This window comes from Bacteroidota bacterium (assembly GCA_021300195.1).
Classification (GTDB): domain Bacteria; phylum Bacteroidota; class Bacteroidia; order J057; family JAJTIE01; genus JAJTIE01.
In genome coordinates, this window is sequence record JAJTIE010000046.1 from 1 (window position 1) to 21,115 (window position 21,115).

A 21,115-nucleotide genomic window follows, 5' to 3' on the forward strand; every position below is an offset into this window, starting at 1 on the left:
CCAGGGCGCTTGCTAGCCGCTACAGAGCTGTATTTTCTTGCGTAGTTCCTCTATGTAGCGCTTAAACTCTTTGTCCGTGCACACCAGGTCATTTACGGTGCTGAGGGCGTGGATAACGGTGCTGTGGTCGCGCCCGCCAAAGTGTAGGCCAATGGTTTTCAGGCTGCTTTTGGTAAACTCCTTGCAGAAGTACATGGCTATCTGGCGTGCCTGCACGTACTCACGCTTGCGGGTCTGCTCCTTCAGCTTTTCCTGTGGGATCTGGAAGTACTCGGCCACCATTTTCTGGATGGTATCGATACTTAGCTCGCGGCTGGCATTTCGCACAAAGTTTTTGATCACGTGCCGGGCCAGGTCCAGGTCGATGTCCTTCCGGTTGAAAGAGCTTTGGGCAATGATGGAGATCATGGCACCCTCCAGTTCGCGCACATTTGTCTTGATGTTATAGGCGATATACTCCACCACATCTTCGGGTATCTCTATGCCCTCCATATACATCTTGTGGCGCAGGATGGCCATGCGGGTTTCCAGGTCGGGTATTCCCAGGTCGGCACTCAGCCCCCACTTGAAGCGGCTGAGCAGGCGTTCCTCCATCCCCTTCAGCTCGCCCGGTGCTACATCGCTGGTCAGCACAATCTGCCGGTTGCTGTGGTGCAGGTGGTTGAACACGTGGAAAAAGATATCCTGCGTACGCTCCTTGCCCGCCAGAAACTGAATGTCGTCTACGATCAGCACATCGATCAGCTGATAGAAGCTGATGAAGTCGCTCACCGTGTTGTTCTTAATGGAGTCTACAAACTGGTTGGTAAATTTTTCGCTGCTAATATAGAGTACCACCTTATCGGGGTGCAGTTTCTTCACCTCATTGCCAATGGCCTGTGCCAGGTGGGTTTTTCCCAGGCCAAAGGAGCCATAGATCAGCAGGGGGTTGTAGCTGGTCTGCCCCGGGCGCGAGGCTATGTTCTGGCCTGCTGCCCGTGCCAGGCGGTTGCATTCGCCCTCGATAAAGGTATCGAAGGTGCACATGGGGTTCAGCTGGCTGTCGATGCTGATTTTTTTCAGCCCCGGGATCACAAAGGGGTTCATAGGGGGCCGGTTGCTGCTCATGGGCAGGTTTACCGGCGGATTCTTTGTTTTGTGCTCGCCGAAGGCCGTAGGCATGTTTACGGTATAGGCTTGCTTCTCGCCCCCACTCTCCATCACCACACTGTACTCCAGCTTGGCATCGGGGCCCAGGAAGTGGCGGATTGTCTTGCTCAGCAGCGATACATAGTGTTCCTCTATCCACTCATAGAAAAACTGACTGGGCACCTGTATGGTCAGCACGTTCTGGTTCAGGGCCAGGGGTTTGATGGGCTCAAACCAGGTCTTGTAACTCTGGGTGCTAATGTTGTCTCGAATTACCTCGAGGCACTTGTTCCATACAGTGGTGTAATTCATCGTGAGCGTCATGCGGGGTTTTAGGTAGTTAGTTTTCAGGTACTTGGGCGTAGTTCGATTGGGATGTGTGTTTTTGTATTGGGTTGTGTTGAGTTGCCTGAAAGTGCCTGGTCTATTGTCCACATGTGTCAAGTGTGGGGTCGAAATTGGGCGAAAGAATGTTTATAAAAAACTTGACAGAAGCGAGTTTCAAACTTGGGCGGGGCAGCAGGGCGCTTAGTTGCTTTAGGTCGGTTATGCCTTTTGCACTTGATTGTCAAACAGTTAGTGTGATCAAGTCCTGGACATGCGTTTAATAGAAAAAAAATCGAACGTATAACTTAGGTGAGAGCCTGTCTGTTTTTGAATTATTTTCATTTTCCAATTATCCTTATTACTAATCCAATTTTTTATTGACCTAAATTTAGACTGTAATTAAAATAAGAAATTTAGCCTCTATGTAAAGCCTTATGGATGAAGGTTTTCCCATAAATCGCTTTTTGTAAACCAATAGGCTAGTTGTGTTTTACCTGCTATCTCTTCTAAATCTGCATTTTTGAGTACAGCTGATACGCAACCTGTCTACCCTACTAAGGGTCGGACACAAGATCGCTCTGTTTAACATAAGGTACGACCCGAGTTGTACACAGGTTGATTTTTGCCTGGTCAGGTTATCCACATTTTTGGCTTTGATGGGGCCAAACAAGCCAATTCTCGCCGCGAACGCCCGAAAATGGGGGTACACGTCTATATTTGCAACTACGTAATATCCCCCTCCTAGTTATGGATAGTAATGCTGTTCGCCAGGCTTTTATCGACTTCTTTGCTGCCAAGGCCCATAAGATCGTCCCCTCGGCCCCGCTGGTAAACAACGATGACCCCAGCCTGCTCTTTATCAACGCGGGAATGAATCCCTTCAAGGACATCTTTACCGGCCATAGATCTGTAGAGGCTCCGCGCATAGCCAATAGCCAGAAATGCCTGCGCGTAAGCGGCAAGCACAACGACCTGGAGGAGGTGGGGCACGATACCTACCACCACACCCTGTTTGAGATGCTGGGCAACTGGAGCTTTGGCGACTACTTTCGTACCGAAGCCATCGCCTGGGCCTGGAGCTTTATTACCGAGGTGCTCGGCATCGACCCCGGCCGCCTTTATGTTACCACCTTCGGGGGGGCAGAGGGGGTTCCGGCCGACACGGCCGCCGCACAGGAGTGGGCCCAGTACCTGCCACAAGACCGCATACTTGCCTTTGGTAAAAAAGACAATTTCTGGGAGATGGGCGAAACTGGCCCCTGTGGCCCCTGTACCGAGATACACGTAGACATGCGCCCGGAGGCAGACCGTGCCCGCCTAGCGGGGGCCAGCCTGGTAAACCAGGATCACCCCCAGGTGATCGAGATTTGGAACGTGGTATTCATGGAATACAACCGAAAGGCAGACCAAAGCCTGGAGCCCCTGGAGATGAAGAGCATAGACACCGGCATGGGCCTGGAGCGCCTGTGCATGGTGCTGCAAGACAAGCCCAGCACCTATGATACCGACATTTTTGCCCCGCTCTTCGCCGTGCTCAGCCAGCTGTGTGGCAAGCAGTATGGGGGCCAGGGCCCCCAGGCCGAGGAAGTAAATGTGGCCATGCGGGTGGTGGTAGACCACATCCGTGCCTTGGCCTTTACCATTGCCGACGGCCAGGTGCCCGGCAATGGCGGAGCCGGCTATGTGGTGCGCCGCCTGCTGCGCCGCGCTGCTCGCTATGGGTATCGGTTTCTGGGGCTTAACACACCCTTTCAGTACCAGCTGGTGCCCGCCCTGGTGGCCAAAATGGGCGATGCCTTCCCCGAACTGAGAACCCAGCAGGGCTTTATCGAGCAGGTGATCCGGCAGGAGGAAACCGCTTTTCTGCAAACCCTGGCGCAGGGCACCCAGCAGTTTGAGCACTACCTGGCCCAGCTGCCACAGGGCACCCGCCAGCTGGCAGGCAGCTTCGCCTTTGAGCTGTATGATACCTATGGCTTCCCCATCGACCTTACCGAGCTGATGGCCCGCGAGCAGGGCTACCAGCTGGATATGCCCGGCTTTGAGGCGGCCATGGCCGAGCAGAAGGCACGCAGCAAGCGCGCCGGTACCCAGCGGGCAGCGGACTGGCAAACCTACCTGACAGCTGCAGACCCTGCCTTTGCAGGCTATGACACCCTACAGCTGGTAGCCCGGCCCGTAAAGAGCCGGGTAGTGGAGACCAATAAAGGCAAGCAGTACCAACTGGTGCTAGACCAAACCCCCTTCTACCCCGAAAGCGGCGGACAGGTGGGCGATACAGGTGTGCTGTACAGTGCCACCCAGCAGCTGCGGGTGCTGAATACGGTAAAGGAGAACGACCTGATCCTGCACCTGGTAGACCAGCTGCCCACAGACCCGGCTGCCCAGTGGACTGCCCGGGTGGATGCGGACCGCCGCCGGCGCATCCGTGCCAACCACAGTGCTACCCACCTGCTGCACGCGGCCCTGCGCCGTGTGCTGGGCACACATGTGGAGCAGCGGGGCAGCCTGGTGCACCCAGACTATCTGCGCTTCGACTTCAGCCACTACCAAAAGCTGAACCCCGAAGAGCTGGCCCAGGTGGAGCAGCTGGTGAATGAACAAATAGCCGCCCAGATACCCCTGCAGGAATACCGAAGCGTACCCCTGGCAGAGGCCAAGGCCATGGGTGCCACTGCTCTCTTTGGCGAGAAGTATGGCGAGCAGGTGCGGGTCATCCGCTTCGGGGCGGACTACAGCACCGAGCTGTGTGGCGGCACCCATGTGCAGAACACCGTAGAGATTCGCCTTTTCAAGCTTACCTCCGAGGCCAGCAGTGCGGCGGGTATACGCCGCATAGAGGCCGTAACAGGCGAGGGGGCCCTGGCCTATGTGGAGGCCCGGCTACAGCTGCTGCAGCAGGCCGAGGAGCAGATGGGCCAACCCAAGGACCTGATCCGGGCCATTGCCCAGCTGCAAGACCAGGCTGCTACCCTGGGCCGCCAGGTAGAACAGCTGCGCGGCAAGGCCCTGCTAGACCAGCGGGCCCGGATCCTGGCTGCCATACAGCCCGGCAAGCATGGACACTTTGCAGCCCTGCAGGTGGATGCCTGGAGTGCCGACGAGCTGAAGCAACTCGCCTTTGAACTGCGAAAGAATAGCCCCAACACCGCCTTTGTGCTCGGGGCCATAGCCCAAGACAAGCCCCTGCTGGGTGTAATGCTAAGTGAGGGCCTGGAGCAGCAGCTAGATGCCCGAGACATCATCAAAGCCATCAGTCCCTACATACAGGGTGGGGGGGGAGGCCAGCCCTTCTTTGCCACTGCGGGGGGAAAAAATCCGGCCGGCCTGCCCCAGGCCCTGGAGGCCGCGCGTACCCTGCTGGCTGCTCAGTAGCCGGGAACCTTGCCTGCACCCAGCGCGTATTTACACTTAGCTACAGGGATGAAAGAAGCGTACTTTCGCCGAATAGAGCAGGGCGGGCAGTCGGTGCTTACCTTTTCGCGCAAGGGGTGGCTCCTCTTTGCCCGCTGGCATGGCGGGGTACGCAGGCGGGGCACCCGGCTGGCAGCCCAGGTGTGGCAGGGCACCAAGCGTGAGAGCAAAGAGACCCAGCGGGCCGTAGCCATCCTGGGCAAGATGGTGCGGGGTCTACCTGTTACCGAGGCCGAAAAGCAGTTCTTCCGCGCCCAGAGCACAGACCTGGCACGCCTGCTGCCACTGGTGGCCCTACAGGGAATCCCCCTGCCTATCCCCTTTGTACCCCTGCTTATCCTGCTGGGCAAAAAGTATGGCGTGCAGTTTCTGCCCGGAGATCAGTCTGCACTCGTGGCAGCCATAGAGGCCGAAAAAGAGGCGCAGCAGGCCCTGGCCCTGGTGCCAAGTGCCGAAGAACTGGCGGCGATGACAGACGAGCTGGAAGCGCCAGAAGCCTACGGCGAGGAGGGGGCCGAGGCAGGTGCACAGCCTGACCCCGACCAGCGCCCCCGCCAATAAGAGAGTAGGCCAGGCGGGCCGGGATGCCCGTTTTTCTGCTACCCCTATTCCTCCCTTACCTTGCCGGGCCACTGGCAGCCTGTGGTACCCGGCCACTGCCTAGCCGCCTTTTCCCTATATTTGAGGCAAACCCAGCCACTGTGAAACGCATTGCGATTATACCCGTAGCCGGCACGGGCATGCACCTTCGCCCCCATACGCACACCCTGCCCAAGCCGCTGATCCCCGTGGCTGGCAAGGCCATACTGGGCCATATTGTGGATGCCTGGATAAAGGCCGGAATGGATGAATTCGTCTTTGTAGTGGGCTACCTGGGCACCAAGATCAAGACCTATATAGAGGAGCGCTACACCGGCAAGATCCACTTCCACTTTGTAGAGCAGGAGCCCCGGCTGGGGGTAGGGCACGCCCTGTGGCTTTGTCGTGCCTACATCCGCCAGGCCAGCGAGGTTGTCATCGCCCTGGGCGACACCATCCTGGAGGCAGACCTGAAGGCCCTGCTGGCACGCCCAGAGAATGTGCTATGCGTACAGAAGGTGGAGGACCCCCAGAACTTTGGCGTGGCTACCCTGGACGATGTGGGCTATGTGCGCCTGCTGGAAGAGAAGCCCCAAATACCCAAGAGCAACTATGCCCTGGTGGGGCTGTACAAGATACGCGATACCGCCCTGCTGGTAGAGGCCCTGGAGTATGAGATAGAGAGCGAGAGCCGCAAGAATTATAACCTGACCGACCCCCTGATGCACATGGTGCGCCAGGGGGCCCGCCTGGCCACAGCCCCCGTGCAGTTCTGGCACGACTGTGGACAAAAGGATGTGCTGCTGGCCACCAACCGCATCCTGCTAGACCGAAAGACGCAGACCAAGATCCCAAAGTTTCCCGGGTCGGTCATTATCCCCCCCGTATACATAGCCCCCAGTGCCGTTATCGAAAACAGCATAGTAGGCCCACACGTGGCCGTGGATGAGTACAGCGTTATCCGCGATAGCATTGTACAAAACAGCATCCTGGGTGCCTATAGCCGCCTCCACACCATTGTGCTCCGGGGCTCGGTGGTGGGCAATGACAGTAGCCTGACCGGCAGCTGGCACAGCATCAATATTGGCGATAATACCGAGCTGGACCTGCACAGCTAGCCCCTTCGTGCCAGTTTATACACACAGAGAAGCACAACAGAGGTAGAATGGGCGCACTACAAGATTTGCTGGGCATCCGCTATCCCATCATCCAGGCGGGTATGGTGTGGTGCAGTGGCTGGCGGCTGGCGGCGGCCTCGGCCCAGGCTGGTATCCTGGGGGTGCTGGGGGCTGGCAGCATGACCCCCGATCTGCTTCGCACCCACCTGCACAAGGCCCGCGCTGCCACCGGGGGGCCTGTTGGGGTAAACATCCCTCTGCTCTACAGGCACGTGCCTGCCATCATACAGCTGGTGGAGGAAGAGGCCGTTCCGGTGGTCATCACCTCCGCCGGCAACCCCGCCACCTGGACCCCCCGCCTGAAGGCCGCTGGCTGCCGGGTGCTGCACGTGGTAAGCACCGCCCGCTTTGCCCGCAAGGCTGAGCAGGCAGGTGTAGATGCTGTAATCTGCGAGGGGGTAGAGGCCGGCGGCCACAATGGTCGCGAGGAGCTAACCACCCTGGTGCTGGTGCCCCTGGTGCGTGCAGCGGTGTCCATACCCGTGGTGGCAGCAGGGGGCATAGCCACAGGCGGTGCCATAGCTGCCGCCCTGGCCCTGGGGGCCGACGGGGTGCAGATAGGCACCCGCTTTGCCCTTACCCAGGAGAGCAGCGCCCACCCGGCCTACAAGCAGGCTGCTCTGCACGCCGGGGAGGGAGACACCGCCCTGGCCCTGAAGACACTGGTGCCGGTGCGCATGCTGCGAAACGCCTTTTACCACCAGGTAGCCGCCCTGGAGCAGCAGGGCGCAGGCCCCGATGCCCTGCGCGCCCTGCTGGGCACTGGCCGCAGCCGCCGGGGCATACTGGAGGGAGACCTGGAGGAGGGCGAACTGGAGGTGGGCCAGGTGGCAGCCCAGCTGCACGACCTGCCCAGCCTGAGCCAGTGCCTGCAGCGCCTGCTAGCCGAGTATAGGCAGGCCGTGCACGCGCTGCCCCCACAGCTGTAGGGGCCCGCCCGCAAAAGATTATGCCTATGCGGCACACTTATCTGCCGGACTATGTTAACTTTGGGCGGGTATAGAAGTACCGTACTTATGAAGAAAATTGTTCGAGTTGGATCAATCGAGACGGGCAGTCCGCAGCTGTTTCTCATCTCCGGTCCTTGTGTAATAGAGGACGAAGCCACCATGCGTGCCACGGCCGAGAAGCTGAAGCGGGTGAGCGAGAACCTGCAGATACCTATTATCTACAAAAGCTCTTTTGCCAAGGATAACCGCAGCTCGGTAGACTACTACTACGGCCCGGGCCTGGATGAGGGCCTGAAGCTGCTGCAGCAGATCAAGCAAGACTACGGCTTCCCCATCCTGAGCGACATACACAGCCACGACCAGGCAGCCCCCGCCGCCGAGGTGCTAGATGTGATACAGATACCCGCCTACCTGTGTATGCAGACCAGCCTGGTAGTAGCCGCTGCCAAGACTGGCAAGGTGGTGAACCTGAAGCACGGCCAGTTTCTGGCACCCGACAATATGATAAAGCCAGTAGAGAAGTGCCTGGCCCACGGGAACGATCAACTGATCCTGACCGAACGGGGCTACACCTTTGGCTACAACGACCTGATTGTAGACCCCCGCGCCTTCTACCACCTGAACCGCATGGGCTACCCCGTGGTGTTCGATATTACCCACAGCATACGCAAATACGGCATCCCCAGCAAGGACCCCGCAGGCGGCAGCCGCGAGTTCCTGCCCACCCTGGGCCGCGCCGGGGTGGCCGCGGGCGTAGATGGCCTGTTTATCGAAACCCACCCCGAGCCCACCCGTGCCAAATGCGATGCCGCCAGCCAAATGTGCGTGGATGACCTGGAGGAATTCCTAAAGCCCCTGCTGGACATACACAACACGGTAAACCAACACCGAGATCGTACCCACGCCCGCTAACCCCGAAACCGAACCTGCATGGAACTATACCTCGATTCCGTTAACCCCGAAGAGATCCGCACTGCGGCAGACTGGGGCATCCTGACCGGTGTAACCACCACCCCCACCTTTATGCATCGCCATGGCATTACCAATGTGGATGGCGCAATAGTAGACCTTTCGCACCACGTGCAGCTGCTGCACATAGAGGCGCTGGGAAACACCGCTGCCGACATAGTGGCCGAGGCCGACCGGCAGCTGAAGCTGCCCCTGGCCGAGTCTTGCACCCCCGTTTTCAAAATCCCCGTTTCTAACGAAGGCATAAAGGCCTGCCGCATCCTTACCGACCGCGGCCTGCTCGTTAACGTGCACCTGGTGTATACCCTGAACCAGGCCTACATGGCCATGAATGCCGGTGCCACCTATATATGTCCCCTGGCTGGGCGTATGCACGACCAGGGCCTGGATGCCTTTGCCCTGTATGAGGACTGCGTAGATGCCATAGACCGATATGGCTATGACAGCAAGGTAATGGTGAGCAGTGTGCGCCATGCCGAACACGTGCGCCTGGCCATACGCGCTGGCGCACATGCCGTAACTGCCCCCTGGAACGTGATGCGTGCCCTGTGCAGCAATGTGCTGACCGATGTAGGTACCAGCCAGTTTGAAGAGCATACCCGCCTGATGACCCAGACCGTGGGCAGCATACTGGGGGCTAAAAATCCGCAAGTATCCATCGGCGCTACCCTGCAGGATGCCCTGGTACAGATGACCGAAAGTGGGGTAGGAGCGGTAGCCGTGCTGGATGGCGAAACGCTCAAGGGAATCTTTACGGATGGAGACATCCGCCGCCAGCTAAAGGAAAAGGGCAAGGCCATCCTGGATGCCCGGATGAGCGACTTCTCCTACAGCACACCCATTACCGTACAGCTGAATGCCCTGCTGAATGATGCAGTAGCACACTTCAATACCCATAAGGTGGACAACCTGCTGGTACTGGATGGCGAAAAAACGGTGGGCATTCTGGATATTCAAGACTTTGTACGCGAAGGGCTGATAGGCTAATGCAAACCCTGGAGCAGAGACTATCTCATACCCTGGAGGTGTTTGAGGGGCTGGGGGGCGAGTTTCATACGCCCGTGGGCGAGCTTGCCCGCCGCCTGGCTCAGCTACGGGCCTTGGTGTTCGATTGGGACGGCGTATTCTGCCACGGAGCCAAGGGTGAGGGCGTGCCCAGCACCTACAATGAGGCCGACACCGCCGGTATCAACGCCCTGCGATACGCGCTATTTCGCATGACAGGTCAGGTACCTGCCATCTGCATCGTATCCGGCCAGCAGAACGAGAGTGCCGTACAGCTGGCAGAGCGAGACCGCTACCAGGCCTGCTACTTCCGCATGTCCGACAAGCGCATTGCCGTGCAAGACTTCTGCCAGTGTATGCAGATCGACCCCGGCCAGTGCAGCTTCATGTTCGACGATGCCATAGACCTGAGCGTGGCCCAGCTGGTGGGCATCCGCATGATGGTTTCGCGTAAGGCAGCACCGATCTTCCGCGAGTTTGTGAGCCGTAAAAAGCTGGCAGACTACATGAGCAGCACCCCGGCCTCTGGCCACGCCATACGCGAGTGCATGGAGATGCTACTAAGCCTAAGCGGCGAAGCCGAAAATGTGTTCTTCGACCGACTGGAACACAATGGCAAGTTTCGCGCCTATACCTTTGCACGAAATGGCATGCCCTGGATGGGCCGCTATACCGAAGAAAACGGCATGGTGGTGAAGCTGGCATAGGCCAGCCCACCTGGCGCGCATGCCCCCTACTGCGCAGCCATCCCATTCAGGCTTGTTCGGCCAGGCTCTGCAGCCGCCTCTATGTACTGCCTCCGCTGGGCAGGTCATTACGCAGAGCTTGTCCGATCTGGCCTCTCTCTGCCCAGCTATTCCTGTGTTTAATTAAGGGTGTTCTTTACTGCGGAGAGCGGGTACCCGAGTGCCCTGTGCCAGACGTGTGGATAGAGGATAGCTGAAAATTTATTTACTTATCGTATTGACTTTAATTAACGCTGTTATTATTTTTGTTTTTTACTTCTAACCATCATCCACTTTTATACGCCGTGGGCATAGCAGAAAGAAAAGGCAGGGAGCGGAAGGAGCTGCGGCATCGGATACTTGATGCAGCCATGAAGCTCTTTATAGCCCATGGCATAGAAGAGGTGAGTATTCGAAAGATAGCAGACCTGATTGAATACAGCCCCACCACCATCTACCTGTACTTTAAGGATAAGAATGAGATTTTCTACGACCTGCGCAGCGAGGGCTTCCGGCTGCTGCTGGAGCTGAACAGTACCTATCAAAAACATGCACAGGATTCGCTGGAAAGGCTGCGGTGGTATGGAAAGGCTTACATAGACTTTGCGCTACAAAATCGTCAGTATTACAAGCTGATGTTTATCCTGATGGCACCCATGCGCACCGAGGCTGCCGAGATAGACAAGGACCCCTTTGACTACGCAAAGCAGAGCTGGGAACTGCTGGTGGCTAGCGTACAGGACTGTATAGCCGATGGCTATTTCCACTACGACGACCCCCACGTGGGTGCCTACTACTGGCATAGCCTGGTGCATGGCCTCGTTTCGCTCCACATCCAGGAGCGCGTATCCTGCCCCGAGGAGGTGCTGATGTACTGGATAGAGGCAGCTTTTCAGAAAACAATTGAGGAAATAAAAAATAAATGAATAAAAGACCTGAGAAATAGAGAAATAATTTCTATTTTTCGCCTAAGAATTCACTCCAAATTCAGACGGCTGCTGCCCTCCGCAGTGATTGTTGTTTTTGGATGTATCTCACGCCATCTTTTCTTAATCTTTTACTACTCGTGAAATTATTTTTGATCTTGATCTTATCCGTGGTGGGGCTAGGCTTCGCCCAAGATAATGCCTACACAGGCGCCATTAGTGGCCAAATACTGGATGTAGAGAGTAAAGCACCCTTGGCCTACGCAACGGTGAAGGTGCTGAAGGATACTACCGTAATTGGTGGTGCTTATACCGATGAAGCTGGTCGCTTTGTGGTAGAAGGCATACCCCTGGGCCGCGTAACGCTGGTAGTTGGCTACCTAGGCTATGAGCCTGCGGTACGCCAAAACCTGCTTGTAACCTCGGGCAAGGATCTCATACTGGAGATAGAGATGCAGGAATCGCTCCTCCAGACCGAGGCGGTGCAGATAAAGGGTGTGGCCGACAAGGGCCAGGCGCTAAACACCATGAGCACTGTGTCGGCCCGGACGATGAGTATGGAAGAGGCAAACCGCTATGCAGGTAGCCTGAGCGACCCCTCGCGCATGGCGCAGAACTTTGCTGGTGTTCAGAGTGGTGAGGATAGCCGAAATGATATAATCGTACGCGGCAATGCACCTACTGCTGTGCTATGGCGCCTGGAGGGGGTGGATATTCCTAGCCCCAACCACTTTGGCAGCCAGGGGGCTAACGGAGGCCCCGTGAGCATGCTGAACAATAATACGCTGGCCAATAGCGACTTCTTCACCGGTGCCTTCCCGGCTGAGTACAGCAATGCCAATGCTGCCGCTTTTGATCTAAGGCTACGGAATGGAAACACTCGCAAGCGCGAGAGTATGTTTCAGCTGGGTTTCAACGGGGTGGAGCTTATGAGCGAAGGCCCCTTCAGCAAGAGTGGCAATAGCAGCTACTTGGCCAGCTATCGCTACAGTACGCTGGCGGCGTTTGATGCCATTGGCATCCAGTGGCCCGGTGTGCTGGGTATCCCGTTCTATCAAGATTTTTCCTTCAAGCTGAATTTCAATAAAACTCCCATCGGACGCATATCTGCCTTTGGGGTTATCGGGGCTAGCAGCATTGCCAACCTGGAGAGCGACCTGGATAAATCCGAGTTCGAGTCTGAAGAAGACCTGGATTATCAAGACAACTACAGCTACGCACGTATGGGTGTGGTGGGCATTCAGGATGTTCTTTTCCTGGATGACAAGTCTTTCCTCCAAACCACGGTTGCCTTCTCGCAGCAGAACCGACGCAATACCGAAGACTCGCTCAACCTGAACCAGGATGCCTTCTTCACCGGCCGAGAGGAAGCTACCGAAAACAAGGCTACCCTGGCCATGGTGTACAATCGGAAAATAAACACCCGACATAGCATACGCGGAGGTTTCCTGTTGGATCATATCATGGTTGATTATCTGGACAGTACCTATCTGCAAGACACGCGAACCTGGTATGTGAACCGCGACGTAAATGACCAAACGCAACTCATCCGCCCCTATGTGCAGTGGCAGTGGCGCCTGGGCGAGAAGTGGACAGTAAACACCGGGGTAAACGCCATGATGCTAACTCTGGACAACCAGACAGCCATAGAACCCCGTGCGGGCCTGCGCTACCAGCTGACCCCCAAGTCTAGCCTATCTGCCGCGTACGGCATGCACCACCAGATGCAGCCCCTGCAGATGTACTATTTTGAGAATGCAGAAGGTGTTGCTACAAACAAGGATCTGGACTTTACGCGGAGCCAGCACTACGTACTGGGCTATGACTGGACTCCGCTGAGCAACTTCCGGGTAAAGCTGGAGGGCTACTACCAGTACCTGGACCAGATACCCGTAGACCCCACATCCAGTAGCTTCAGCATGGTGAACTTTGGACTGAACTTCGACGATCTGCCCCGGACAGATAATCTGGTGAATAATGGAACGGGCTCAAACTATGGCTTGGAATTGACCTTGGAGAAATTCCTGAGCAAGGGCTATTACTTCTTGATTACTGGCTCGTTCTACAACAGTGAGTATACCCCCAGCGATGGAAAGACCTACAGCACTGCCTACAACAACAACTACGTGATAAATGCCCTGACGGGTGTAGAGCGGCCGGTAGGTAAGAAGAAAGTGAACACCGTGTTTGCCGACCTGCGGATTAGCACAGCCGGAGGCCGCCGCTATACACCCCTTGACCTCGAGGCGAGCCGCGCACAAAACACTACAGTACTTCAGGACGACAAGGCGTATACCAAGCAAGCACGAGCCTACTTCCGGCCCGATATAAAAGTAGGCTACCGCCTGAATGGTCGCAAGATTAGTCACGAGTTTGGCCTGCAGGTGCTCAACTTTACTGGTACAGAGAACATACAGGACCTTAGTTTCAACAAGCGTACTTTAAACCGTGTAGAACTGCTACAAGTAGGCTTCTTCCCAGTTATTCAGTACAAAGTAAATTTCTGATAGACAGAGGTGGCATAACAGTGTATTTTCCTCGGGGCGAAAGCCTCGAGGATTTTTTTTTGAAAAATCAAAAGCGATGCTTTGTTTTGCACCAATACTCCGGATCTGTTAACTACAGAGACACGCATTAGCCCATAAAGACGTAGAAGTCGTGTATATGTGTGTTGTAATAACCACCCACCACGCTAAATTTCTCCCGCCCTGCAGGGCACTTATTTTTTTGCCCTTTGGTTCACGTTGTTAATAAAATATTATTAGTAAACATTTGTTGGTTATGAAATCATTTCTTATTTTGTTCTTATTCCTGTGCGGGCTAGGCTTCGCCCAGGATAACGCCTACACGGGCACCATCCGGGGGGTGGTGCGAGACGTGGACAGCCAGGCCCCCATGAGCTATGCCACCGTGCAGGTGCTGCAAGACACTACCGTGATAGGTGGGGCCTACACAGATGAGGCAGGCCGATTTGAAGTAACCGGACTGCCAGTAGGCAGGGTAGACCTGGCCGTGGGCTACCTGGGATACGAGACCGTGTATCTAAGAAGCCTACTGGTTACCAGCGGTAAGGATCTGATCCTCAACGTGGAGATGACCGAGGCTTTGTTAAAAACAGAAGCCATCGAGATTAAGGGTGCGGGCAAGGAAGGAACCCTGAACACCATGAGCACCGTATCTGCCCGGACGCTGAACATGGAGGAAGCCAACCGATACGCAGGTAGCTTTGGCGACCCTGCCCGTATGGCTGGCAACCTGGCAGGTGTAGGTTCGGGTGGTGATACCCGAAACGATATTATTGTGCGGGGTAATAGCCCCACCGCCTTGGTATGGAGGCTGGAAGGGGTGGATATACCCAACCCAAACCACTTTAGCAGCCAGGGGGCCAATGGTGGGCCGATCAGCATCCTGAACAATAACCTGCTGGCCAATAGCGACTTCTTCACCGGCGCCTTCCCCGCAGAGTATAGCAATGCCAATGCTGCAGCCTTTGACCTGCGCCTGCGTAATGGAAATACCGCCAAGCGGGAGAGTATGTTTCAGCTGGGCTTCAACGGCTTCGAACTAATGACCGAGGGCCCCCTGGGTAGCAACCAGAATAGTAGCTACATTGCCAGCTATCGCTACAGCACCCTGGCGGCCTTTGACGCCATTGGCATTCAGTGGCCCGGCGTATCAGGTATACCTCGCTTTCAGGATTTCTCTTTTAAGCTAAACTTTAACAAAACGCCCATTGGTCGGCTTACCTTCTTCGGTGTTGGCGGCATTAGTGGCATCGAGAGCCTGGAGAGCGACCTGGATAAAGAGGACTATCTGGATACAGATAATGAAGTGCAGGGCGGCGACTTTCGGGGCGACCAGCGCATGGGGGTAGTAGGCGCGCAGAACACGCTGTTCCTGGACAGCAAATCGTACCTACAGACTACGGTAGCTTTCTCGCACGTATACCGCAATACCGAGCAGGACTCACTAGCCCCCCTGGATAACAAGCTGATTTTCCCTGACTACCGCGAGGAAGCCACCGAAAATAAGGCTACCCTGGCCATGGTATACAACCGGAAGCTGAATGCACGGCATAACCTGCGCACGGGCTTCTTCCTGGATCAATACATGGTAGACTATGTGGATAGCATCCGCCTGCATGACATTGGGATCTGGTACACCAACCGAGACCTGACAGACCAAACTACACTCATCCGCCCCTACGCCCAGTGGCAGTGGAAGATAAACGAAGCCCTGACCCTAAATGCGGGTGTGAACGGCATGCTACTCACCCTGGATAACCAGACGGCAGTAGAGCCCCGTGTTGGTCTGAAATACGCGCTCAGTAAGACGCAGAGCGTATCTGCTGCTTACGGTATACACCACCAGCTGCAGCCGCTCTTGTCGTACTACTACCAGGACGAAGAGGGACGGAAAACCAATGAAGATCTGGACTTCTCTCGCAGCCAGCACTATGTGGTGGGCTACGACTGGACTCCTCTGCCCAACTATCGGGTAAAGGTAGAAACCTACTATCAGTACCTGGATCAGCTGGCGATAGACCCCGTGGCCTCCAGCTTCAGCATGATCAACTTTGGCCTGAACTTTGGCGATGTACCCCGGAAAAGCAATCTGGTAAACGAGGGCACGGCCGAAACCTATGGCCTGGAGCTAACCATCGAGCGTTTTCTCAACAAGGGTTTCTACTTCCTGGCTACCGGTTCGGTATTCAACAGCGAGTATAAGCCAAGCGATGGCAAGTATCGGAGTACGGCTTTCAACAGCAACTATGTGGCCAACCTGCTGGCCGGTATAGAGCGCCCCGTAGGTGCGCGCCAGAAAAACACCGTGTTTGCTGACCTGAAGATTGCAATAGCCGGTGGCATCCGCTATACACCCGTGGACATAGCAGCGAGCCGTGCTGCGGGCACCGAGATCCTGAAGGAAGACGAGGCATATACCAAAAAGACCGATCCCTACTTCCGCCCCGATATCAAGTTTGGCTACCGACTGAATGCCAAAACTACCAGCCACGAGTTTGCGCTACAAATCCAGAATTTCATCAACTACGAAAACGTACAGCAGCTGGCGTATGACCGGCGCACAGGAAACCAGTTTGAAACGCTACAGATCGGGTTCTTCCCGGTAGTACAGTACAGGTTCAACTTCTAGGAACCGTCACCGAGCAAGCGCTTCACTTCGCGCTAAGAATTGGGAGTTTAGTAGTAAGTGGCCTGGCCCGCACATGCGGGCCAGGCTTTTTTTATATGTATTGGGTGGTGATATCTATCCTATATATCCCTACGCTGTAAAAGCCTGTAGCAAAGAAAAATAAACAAAACATTGTAGCCCGACGCTACCAGTACGCCGCGCAGGTAGCTGGGCCGGAACATGAGCTTTGCGAATCCGTTCAAGGCCTCCTGTGTACCTGCTAGTGTACCCGTAGGCTCCTGTGCCAGCAGCTCGTCCATGCCGGGGATGTGCACCAGATCTTTCAGGTTGCTGGCCGGCAGGAACACAGCCACATCTGCGGGCAGGATAGCGTAGTATAGCAAAAATCCATCGAGCAGATACCACCAAGCCCCAAAGAGCAGGATGGCAAGGCCAGTTTTGCGCAGCCAAACAGCAAAGAAGAACGCCATAACCAGGGTAGAAAACAGCTGCAACGCGTATAGCCCCATGTAGGGCAGCCCCAGCGGGAAGCTAGCCCGATGGGGCATATTTAGCTCCTGATATACACCCATTAGGGCCACAAGTAGCGTAGTGGCCAGGGTGAGTAGCCCAATCATGAGCAGCTTGCCCAGCAGGGCCTCGCGGCGCTGAAGGCCGTCTATAAAACTCTGCCGCCAGGTACGATATCCATACTCATTGCATGTATATAGAATGACCGCATAGCTGAGAAAAACGTTGAAGAAGCCGGCAAAATAGGCAATAGCATTCCAGGCTATGTTTGTGCGAAAATTACCCTGAACCGAATCTGGGATCAACTCCCATATGCTATTGAATATCTGATCGCTGAAGGCGATGGTACACAGCACAAACAAGCCTGCATACAGCGTCAGCATCACATTGAAGGCTCGATAGGGGAAGAGCTTCTTGCGCTCTATTCTTAGCAAGTGGTTCAGGTAGACGAGGTTGTTCATGCGGCTTAGTCCGTTATTTCCAGAAATTTCGATTCTAGGCTACGCTTTTGCGCTGCAAACCGGGTGAGAAGGATGCCAGCTTCGTACAGCTGCCTATTCAGGTCTGCCTTGCTAAGCCCTTCCCGTAGTACTACGGTTACTATTTCACTCGTGGCTTTCAGGATATCAAGTTGTGGCAGGCTGCGCAGCCTAGCTAGTAGCAGCGGCATATCGTCGGCAGAAATCTCGATGGTCTCGGCCCCGGATACAAGCTCGGACATACTACCAGCAGCCAGTAGCTCGCCCTTTTTCAGCACGGCAATGTGGGTGCACACCTTTTCCACCTCATCCATCATGTGGCTGGCCAACAGGATGGTTTTGCCGGCCTGTGCCTGCTGGCGTATCAGGTCTCGCACCTCGGCTATCCCCTTGGGGTCCAGTCCGTTGGTGGGCTCATCCAGCACCAGCACCTCGGGGTCGCCCAGCAGGGTGCTGGCTAGGGCCAGCCGCTGCTTCATGCCCAGGCTATAGGTCTTGAACTTGCTGTGCTGCCGGTCTGCCAGTCCTGCTAGCTCCAGCACCCGGTCTATGTCTGCATACGATACCTGCTTTATCTCGGCCACGATCTCCAGGTTCTTTCGGCCCGTTAGATAGGGGTAGAAATTAGGGGTTTCTAGCAGGGAGCCCATGCGCTTGCGTATTTCGGCCGTTTCCGGCTCGGCCGCAGCGGAGGGGCCCGCCATGCCGCCCAGGTGCCAGCTGTAGCTGCCAGCCGTGGGCCGTATTACCCCCAGTACCATGCCCAGGGTGGTGGTCTTGCCACTGCCATTGGGCCCTAGTATGCCGTATACACTGCCTTTGGGTACCGAAAAGTGAATGCCACGTACGGCGTGCACCCGTGGGTAATGCTTCTCCAGGCCCGAGATTTCCAGTACATTCATCTGCTTCATTATCGATTCGTATGCTCCTTTTCTGTAGGGGGTATGCCGCCTGCAATATGCTCGGTAACTGGCCCTAATACAATGCAGTCGATACTTTTTTTCGCCTCTCCCGGGCTATGGTGCTCGCTGAGGCGATACACGGCCTGCGCCCTGCCTGCAGCTGCCGGGGGGGGCGGGCATAGCAGCAGTACAACCTGCTGATAGCTTGATTCCTCCACCAGGCGCCCCAAACGATAGAGCTGGTGATACAGCCCTGCGCCAGGTTCCTGGGCAAAACAAGCCATCAGCTGGTGGCCCTGTGTGTATGCCGCATATGCCTGGGGGAAGGGCCCCGGTGCAAAGCCCGCCAGCTGCCAGTTGGGCTGTACAAGCTGCACAAGGGGTGCGAGTGTGGTAAGATCCATGCTTATTCGGATAACAGCGGCAGTGCCTGGGCCAGGTCGTCTTGCAGGCAGTCCAGGCTTTCCAGGCCAATATAGAAACGGATGAGGTTGAGTGGCAGGGGCGGATCGGGCAGTGTGGGATCAAAGAGGGCGATGGCGGGTAGCACCAGGCTCTCGTGCCCGCCCCAGCTGACTGCCAGGGTAAAGCGCTGTAGCTGGTCGGCAAAGGCCTCTATCCGGGCGGGGTCTTGCGTGTGGCAGTATACGCTGAAGAGGCCCGCGGGCTGCTGCATCTGCTGCAGGGCCAGTGCATGCTGGGGGTGGCTGGGGTGGAAGGGGTACAGGACTTGCGCAATCTGTGGCTGCTGGCTCAGCCACTCTACCAGCCGGGGGGTGGTGTGGGCTATCTGTTGCATGCGCAGGGGCAGGGTGCGCAGGCCCCGCAGGATCAGCCAGGCATCCATGGGGGCTATTATCTGGCCCAGTAGCAGGTATACTTCATGAAAAATGCGCTCCATCTCGGTGGCTGCACCACTCAGCACCCCGCACACCACGTCGCTGTGGCCATTGTGGTATTTGGTGCCGCTATAGGCCACAAAGTCTACCCCCCAGCTGAGCGGACTGGGGTTTAGGGGGCCCGCATAGGTGTTGTCCAGCACGGTTATGATCGAGCGCCGGCGGGCCTCGCGGGCTATCTCGGCCACCGGCTGTAGCTCCATAAAGAAGCTGGTGGGGCTCTCCAGCATGATCAGCCGGGTATTGGGCTTCAGTCGTGCCTCAAAGTTTGCCCAGCTTCGGCCATCCACCTCTTCGGTATCCACCCCAAATTTTGGGAGCCACTGCTGCATCAGCTGGCGCGTCCAGCCATAGGCCTGGCGGATGTAGAGCACATGGTCGCCAGCCTGCACCTGGCTCAGCACGGCTGCACTAATGGCCGCCACCCCGCTGCTGAAGCAGAGCGCGGCCTCGGCTTCGTCCAGCGCGGCCAGCTTCTCGTTCAGGATGCGGGCTGTAGGGTTCATCCCCCGTGTGTACAGCGGCCTGCGATACTCATCCGCCAGCATGGCCCGCATACCCGCTACCGTGGGGGCTGCAAAATTGCTGGTCTGTATAACCGGCGGGGCTACGGCACCATAGTAGTCGGCCCGCTGCTCAGCCAGGTGGTTTAGCACATAGGATAGATCCATAGCACCAAAGTACACAAACTATGTATGTGTGCTGGCTGGCTGGCAGCCGCAGTATCCGTATCTTTTCGGCATGCGCAGGATCGTTATGCCCTGGCTCTATCGGAAGGGGCTGGATGTGCCGTTTATTCTTCTTCCGCCTTTTTTCATTACCCTGTGGGTGCTGGCTTTGCCGGGCTTCTTCCACGCTGGCCCCATGCCGCCCTGGTTCTGGCTGCTGTTTGTAGTGGGCATAGACGTGGCCCATGTGTACAGCACCCTGTATCGCACCTACCTGGACCGCAGGGCCCTTGGGCGCAGGCGGCTGCTGTTTGTGCTGGTGCCGCCACTGGCCTGGCTGGGGGGTATGCTGCTGTACAGTGCGGGGGTCATGGTGTTTTGGCGCGTGCTAGCCTACCTGGCGGTTTTCCATTTTGTGCGCCAGCAGTATGGGTTTTACCGCCTGTATGCCCGGGCCGAGCACAGCACGCCCTGGGGCCGCAGGCTAGAAGCGGCCACCATCTATATGACCACCCTGTACCCCCTGCTGTACTGGCATAGCCACCTGCCCCGGCCTTTCAGCTGGTTTATGGAGGGCGATTTTATTCGGCTGCCCCTGTGGGTGGGGCTGTTGGCGGGCTGGGTGTACCTGGGGCTGCTGCTGCTGTATGGCCTCCGGCTGGTGCGCCGCATGCGCCAGGGCATCCCGCTGAATGTGCCCCGAGAGCTGGTGCTACTGGGCACTGCCCTCAGCTGGTATGTGGGCATCGTGTGGGCGCAGGGCGATATGGCCTTTACGGCCATCAATGTAGTGAGCCATGGCATCCCCTACATGGCCCTCATCTGGGCCTATGGGCGCAGGCAGGGCCAGGGGTACCAGCAGCCCCCGGCCTATTGGTTCCGGTACCGTGCCCTGCCTGTTTTTCTGCTGCTGCTGCTGTTACTAGCCTATGCGGAGGAAGTACTATGGGATGGCCTGGTGTGGCGCGATCATCCCGGCCTGTTTAGCTGGATAGGCACCCTGCCCCAGCTGACCAACCCGGTACTGCTGGGCCTGCTGGTGCCCCTGCTGGCAGTGCCCCAGGCCACCCACTACCTGCTGGATGGCTTTATCTGGCGGCGAGGTACCGCAGAATAGTGTACCGAAAGGAGCACATCAGCTGAACACCCATTTTTTCCTAGGGGCTTGACTAGCAGGTTTTCTTAGAAGTTGTTATTTTTTCTATAAAAAACTCCTCTGTTGGTGATGCCTGGCGTGTGGAAATGGTGGAAAAGGCTCGCCAATCAATAATTTCAAGAAGAGCCTTTTCCACATTTCCACCA

At 56.5% G+C, this 21,115-nt stretch carries 16 protein-coding genes; 11 read left to right on the plus strand and 5 right to left on the minus strand.

What is annotated here, in order from left to right:
- Nucleotides 1-12: 12 nt before the first annotated feature.
- On the minus strand, nt 13-1,452 hold the full coding sequence (gene dnaA, locus LW884_09975) for a chromosomal replication initiator protein DnaA (GenBank protein MCE3008656.1): 1,440 nt from the start codon (nt 1,450-1,452) through the stop codon (nt 13-15).
- Nucleotides 1,453-2,202: 750 nt separating this feature from the next.
- Here dnaA and alaS point away from each other — a divergent pair.
- From alaS to LW884_10025, 10 genes are all read left to right on the plus strand, one after another.
- A complete protein-coding gene (gene alaS, locus LW884_09980; GenBank protein ID MCE3008657.1) occupies nt 2,203-4,830 on the plus strand; it encodes an alanine--tRNA ligase in 2,628 nt (875 codons plus the stop codon).
- A 48-nt stretch (nt 4,831-4,878) separates the two neighbouring features.
- Nucleotides 4,879-5,430, plus strand: coding sequence for a hypothetical protein (locus LW884_09985; GenBank protein MCE3008658.1), 552 nt, complete (start codon nt 4,879-4,881; stop codon nt 5,428-5,430).
- 140 nt (nt 5,431-5,570) lie between these two features.
- The gene (locus LW884_09990) at nt 5,571-6,566 is read left to right on the plus strand and encodes an NTP transferase domain-containing protein (protein MCE3008659.1); all 996 of its coding nucleotides are present in this window, start codon (nt 5,571-5,573) and stop codon (nt 6,564-6,566) included.
- 47 nt (nt 6,567-6,613) lie between these two features.
- Nucleotides 6,614-7,555 (plus strand): nitronate monooxygenase, encoded by a 942-nt coding sequence (locus tag LW884_09995; GenBank protein MCE3008660.1) that lies wholly within the window; start codon nt 6,614-6,616, stop codon nt 7,553-7,555.
- An 87-nt stretch (nt 7,556-7,642) separates the two neighbouring features.
- Nucleotides 7,643-8,488 (plus strand): 3-deoxy-8-phosphooctulonate synthase, encoded by an 846-nt coding sequence (gene kdsA / locus LW884_10000; protein MCE3008661.1) that lies wholly within the window; start codon nt 7,643-7,645, stop codon nt 8,486-8,488.
- Nucleotides 8,489-8,506: 18 nt separating this feature from the next.
- Nucleotides 8,507-9,532, plus strand: a complete 1,026-nt coding sequence (locus tag LW884_10005) for a CBS domain-containing protein (GenBank protein MCE3008662.1) — start codon at nt 8,507-8,509, stop codon at nt 9,530-9,532.
- Complete coding sequence (locus LW884_10010) at nt 9,532-10,257, plus strand: hypothetical protein (protein ID MCE3008663.1); 726 nt, start codon at nt 9,532-9,534, stop codon at nt 10,255-10,257. The genes LW884_10005 and LW884_10010 overlap by 1 nt, the downstream gene beginning before the upstream one ends.
- A gap of 389 nt (nt 10,258-10,646) precedes the next feature.
- Complete coding sequence (locus LW884_10015) at nt 10,647-11,201, plus strand: TetR/AcrR family transcriptional regulator (GenBank protein ID MCE3008664.1); 555 nt, start codon at nt 10,647-10,649, stop codon at nt 11,199-11,201.
- A 158-nt stretch (nt 11,202-11,359) separates the two neighbouring features.
- Nucleotides 11,360-13,708, plus strand: a complete 2,349-nt coding sequence (locus LW884_10020) for a TonB-dependent receptor (GenBank protein ID MCE3008665.1) — start codon at nt 11,360-11,362, stop codon at nt 13,706-13,708.
- A 274-nt stretch (nt 13,709-13,982) separates the two neighbouring features.
- Nucleotides 13,983-16,355 carry a TonB-dependent receptor gene (locus LW884_10025; protein ID MCE3008666.1) on the plus strand — a complete coding sequence of 791 codons (2,373 nt, stop codon included), beginning with the start codon at nt 13,983-13,985 and terminating at the stop codon, nt 16,353-16,355.
- A gap of 119 nt (nt 16,356-16,474) precedes the next feature.
- Here LW884_10025 and LW884_10030 read toward each other — a convergent pair whose 3' ends face one another.
- From LW884_10030 to LW884_10045, 4 genes are read right to left on the minus strand one after another with little or no spacing between them, the layout of a single operon-like run.
- The gene (locus LW884_10030; protein ID MCE3008667.1) at nt 16,475-17,326 is read right to left on the minus strand and encodes a hypothetical protein; all 852 of its coding nucleotides are present in this window, start codon (nt 17,324-17,326) and stop codon (nt 16,475-16,477) included.
- Between the two features lie 5 nt (nt 17,327-17,331).
- Nucleotides 17,332-18,246 carry an ABC transporter ATP-binding protein gene (locus LW884_10035; protein ID MCE3008668.1) on the minus strand — a complete coding sequence of 305 codons (915 nt, stop codon included), beginning with the start codon at nt 18,244-18,246 and terminating at the stop codon, nt 17,332-17,334.
- A gap of 8 nt (nt 18,247-18,254) precedes the next feature.
- Nucleotides 18,255-18,650, minus strand: coding sequence for a hypothetical protein (locus LW884_10040; protein MCE3008669.1), 396 nt, complete (start codon nt 18,648-18,650; stop codon nt 18,255-18,257).
- A gap of 2 nt (nt 18,651-18,652) precedes the next feature.
- Nucleotides 18,653-19,816, minus strand: a complete 1,164-nt coding sequence (locus LW884_10045; GenBank protein MCE3008670.1) for a PLP-dependent transferase — start codon at nt 19,814-19,816, stop codon at nt 18,653-18,655.
- Between the two features lie 70 nt (nt 19,817-19,886).
- Here LW884_10045 and LW884_10050 point away from each other — a divergent pair, with 70 nt between their 5' ends.
- Nucleotides 19,887-20,930, plus strand: coding sequence for a hypothetical protein (locus LW884_10050; protein ID MCE3008671.1), 1,044 nt, complete (start codon nt 19,887-19,889; stop codon nt 20,928-20,930).
- The last annotated feature ends 185 nt before the right edge of the window (nt 20,931-21,115 follow it).

Bases quoted from the DNA above. Each gene is read 5' to 3' on its own strand.
- dnaA (MCE3008656.1), bottom strand. From the start codon at position 1,452: ATGACGCTCACGATGAATTACACCACTGTATGGAACAAGTGCCTCGAG.
- alaS (MCE3008657.1), top strand. From the start codon at position 2,203: ATGGATAGTAATGCTGTTCGCCAGGCTTTTATCGACTTCTTTGCTGCC.
- LW884_09985 (MCE3008658.1), top strand. From the start codon at position 4,879: ATGAAAGAAGCGTACTTTCGCCGAATAGAGCAGGGCGGGCAGTCGGTG.
- LW884_09995 (MCE3008660.1), top strand. From the start codon at position 6,614: ATGGGCGCACTACAAGATTTGCTGGGCATCCGCTATCCCATCATCCAG.
- kdsA (MCE3008661.1), top strand. From the start codon at position 7,643: ATGAAGAAAATTGTTCGAGTTGGATCAATCGAGACGGGCAGTCCGCAG.
- LW884_10005 (MCE3008662.1), top strand. From the start codon at position 8,507: ATGGAACTATACCTCGATTCCGTTAACCCCGAAGAGATCCGCACTGCG.
- LW884_10010 (MCE3008663.1), top strand. From the start codon at position 9,532: ATGCAAACCCTGGAGCAGAGACTATCTCATACCCTGGAGGTGTTTGAG.
- LW884_10015 (MCE3008664.1), top strand. From the start codon at position 10,647: ATGAAGCTCTTTATAGCCCATGGCATAGAAGAGGTGAGTATTCGAAAG.
- LW884_10025 (MCE3008666.1), top strand. From the start codon at position 13,983: ATGAAATCATTTCTTATTTTGTTCTTATTCCTGTGCGGGCTAGGCTTC.
- LW884_10030 (MCE3008667.1), bottom strand. From the start codon at position 17,326: ATGAACAACCTCGTCTACCTGAACCACTTGCTAAGAATAGAGCGCAAG.
- LW884_10035 (MCE3008668.1), bottom strand. From the start codon at position 18,246: ATGAATGTACTGGAAATCTCGGGCCTGGAGAAGCATTACCCACGGGTG.
- LW884_10040 (MCE3008669.1), bottom strand. From the start codon at position 18,650: ATGGATCTTACCACACTCGCACCCCTTGTGCAGCTTGTACAGCCCAAC.
- LW884_10045 (MCE3008670.1), bottom strand. From the start codon at position 19,816: ATGGATCTATCCTATGTGCTAAACCACCTGGCTGAGCAGCGGGCCGAC.
- LW884_10050 (MCE3008671.1), top strand. From the start codon at position 19,887: ATGCGCAGGATCGTTATGCCCTGGCTCTATCGGAAGGGGCTGGATGTG.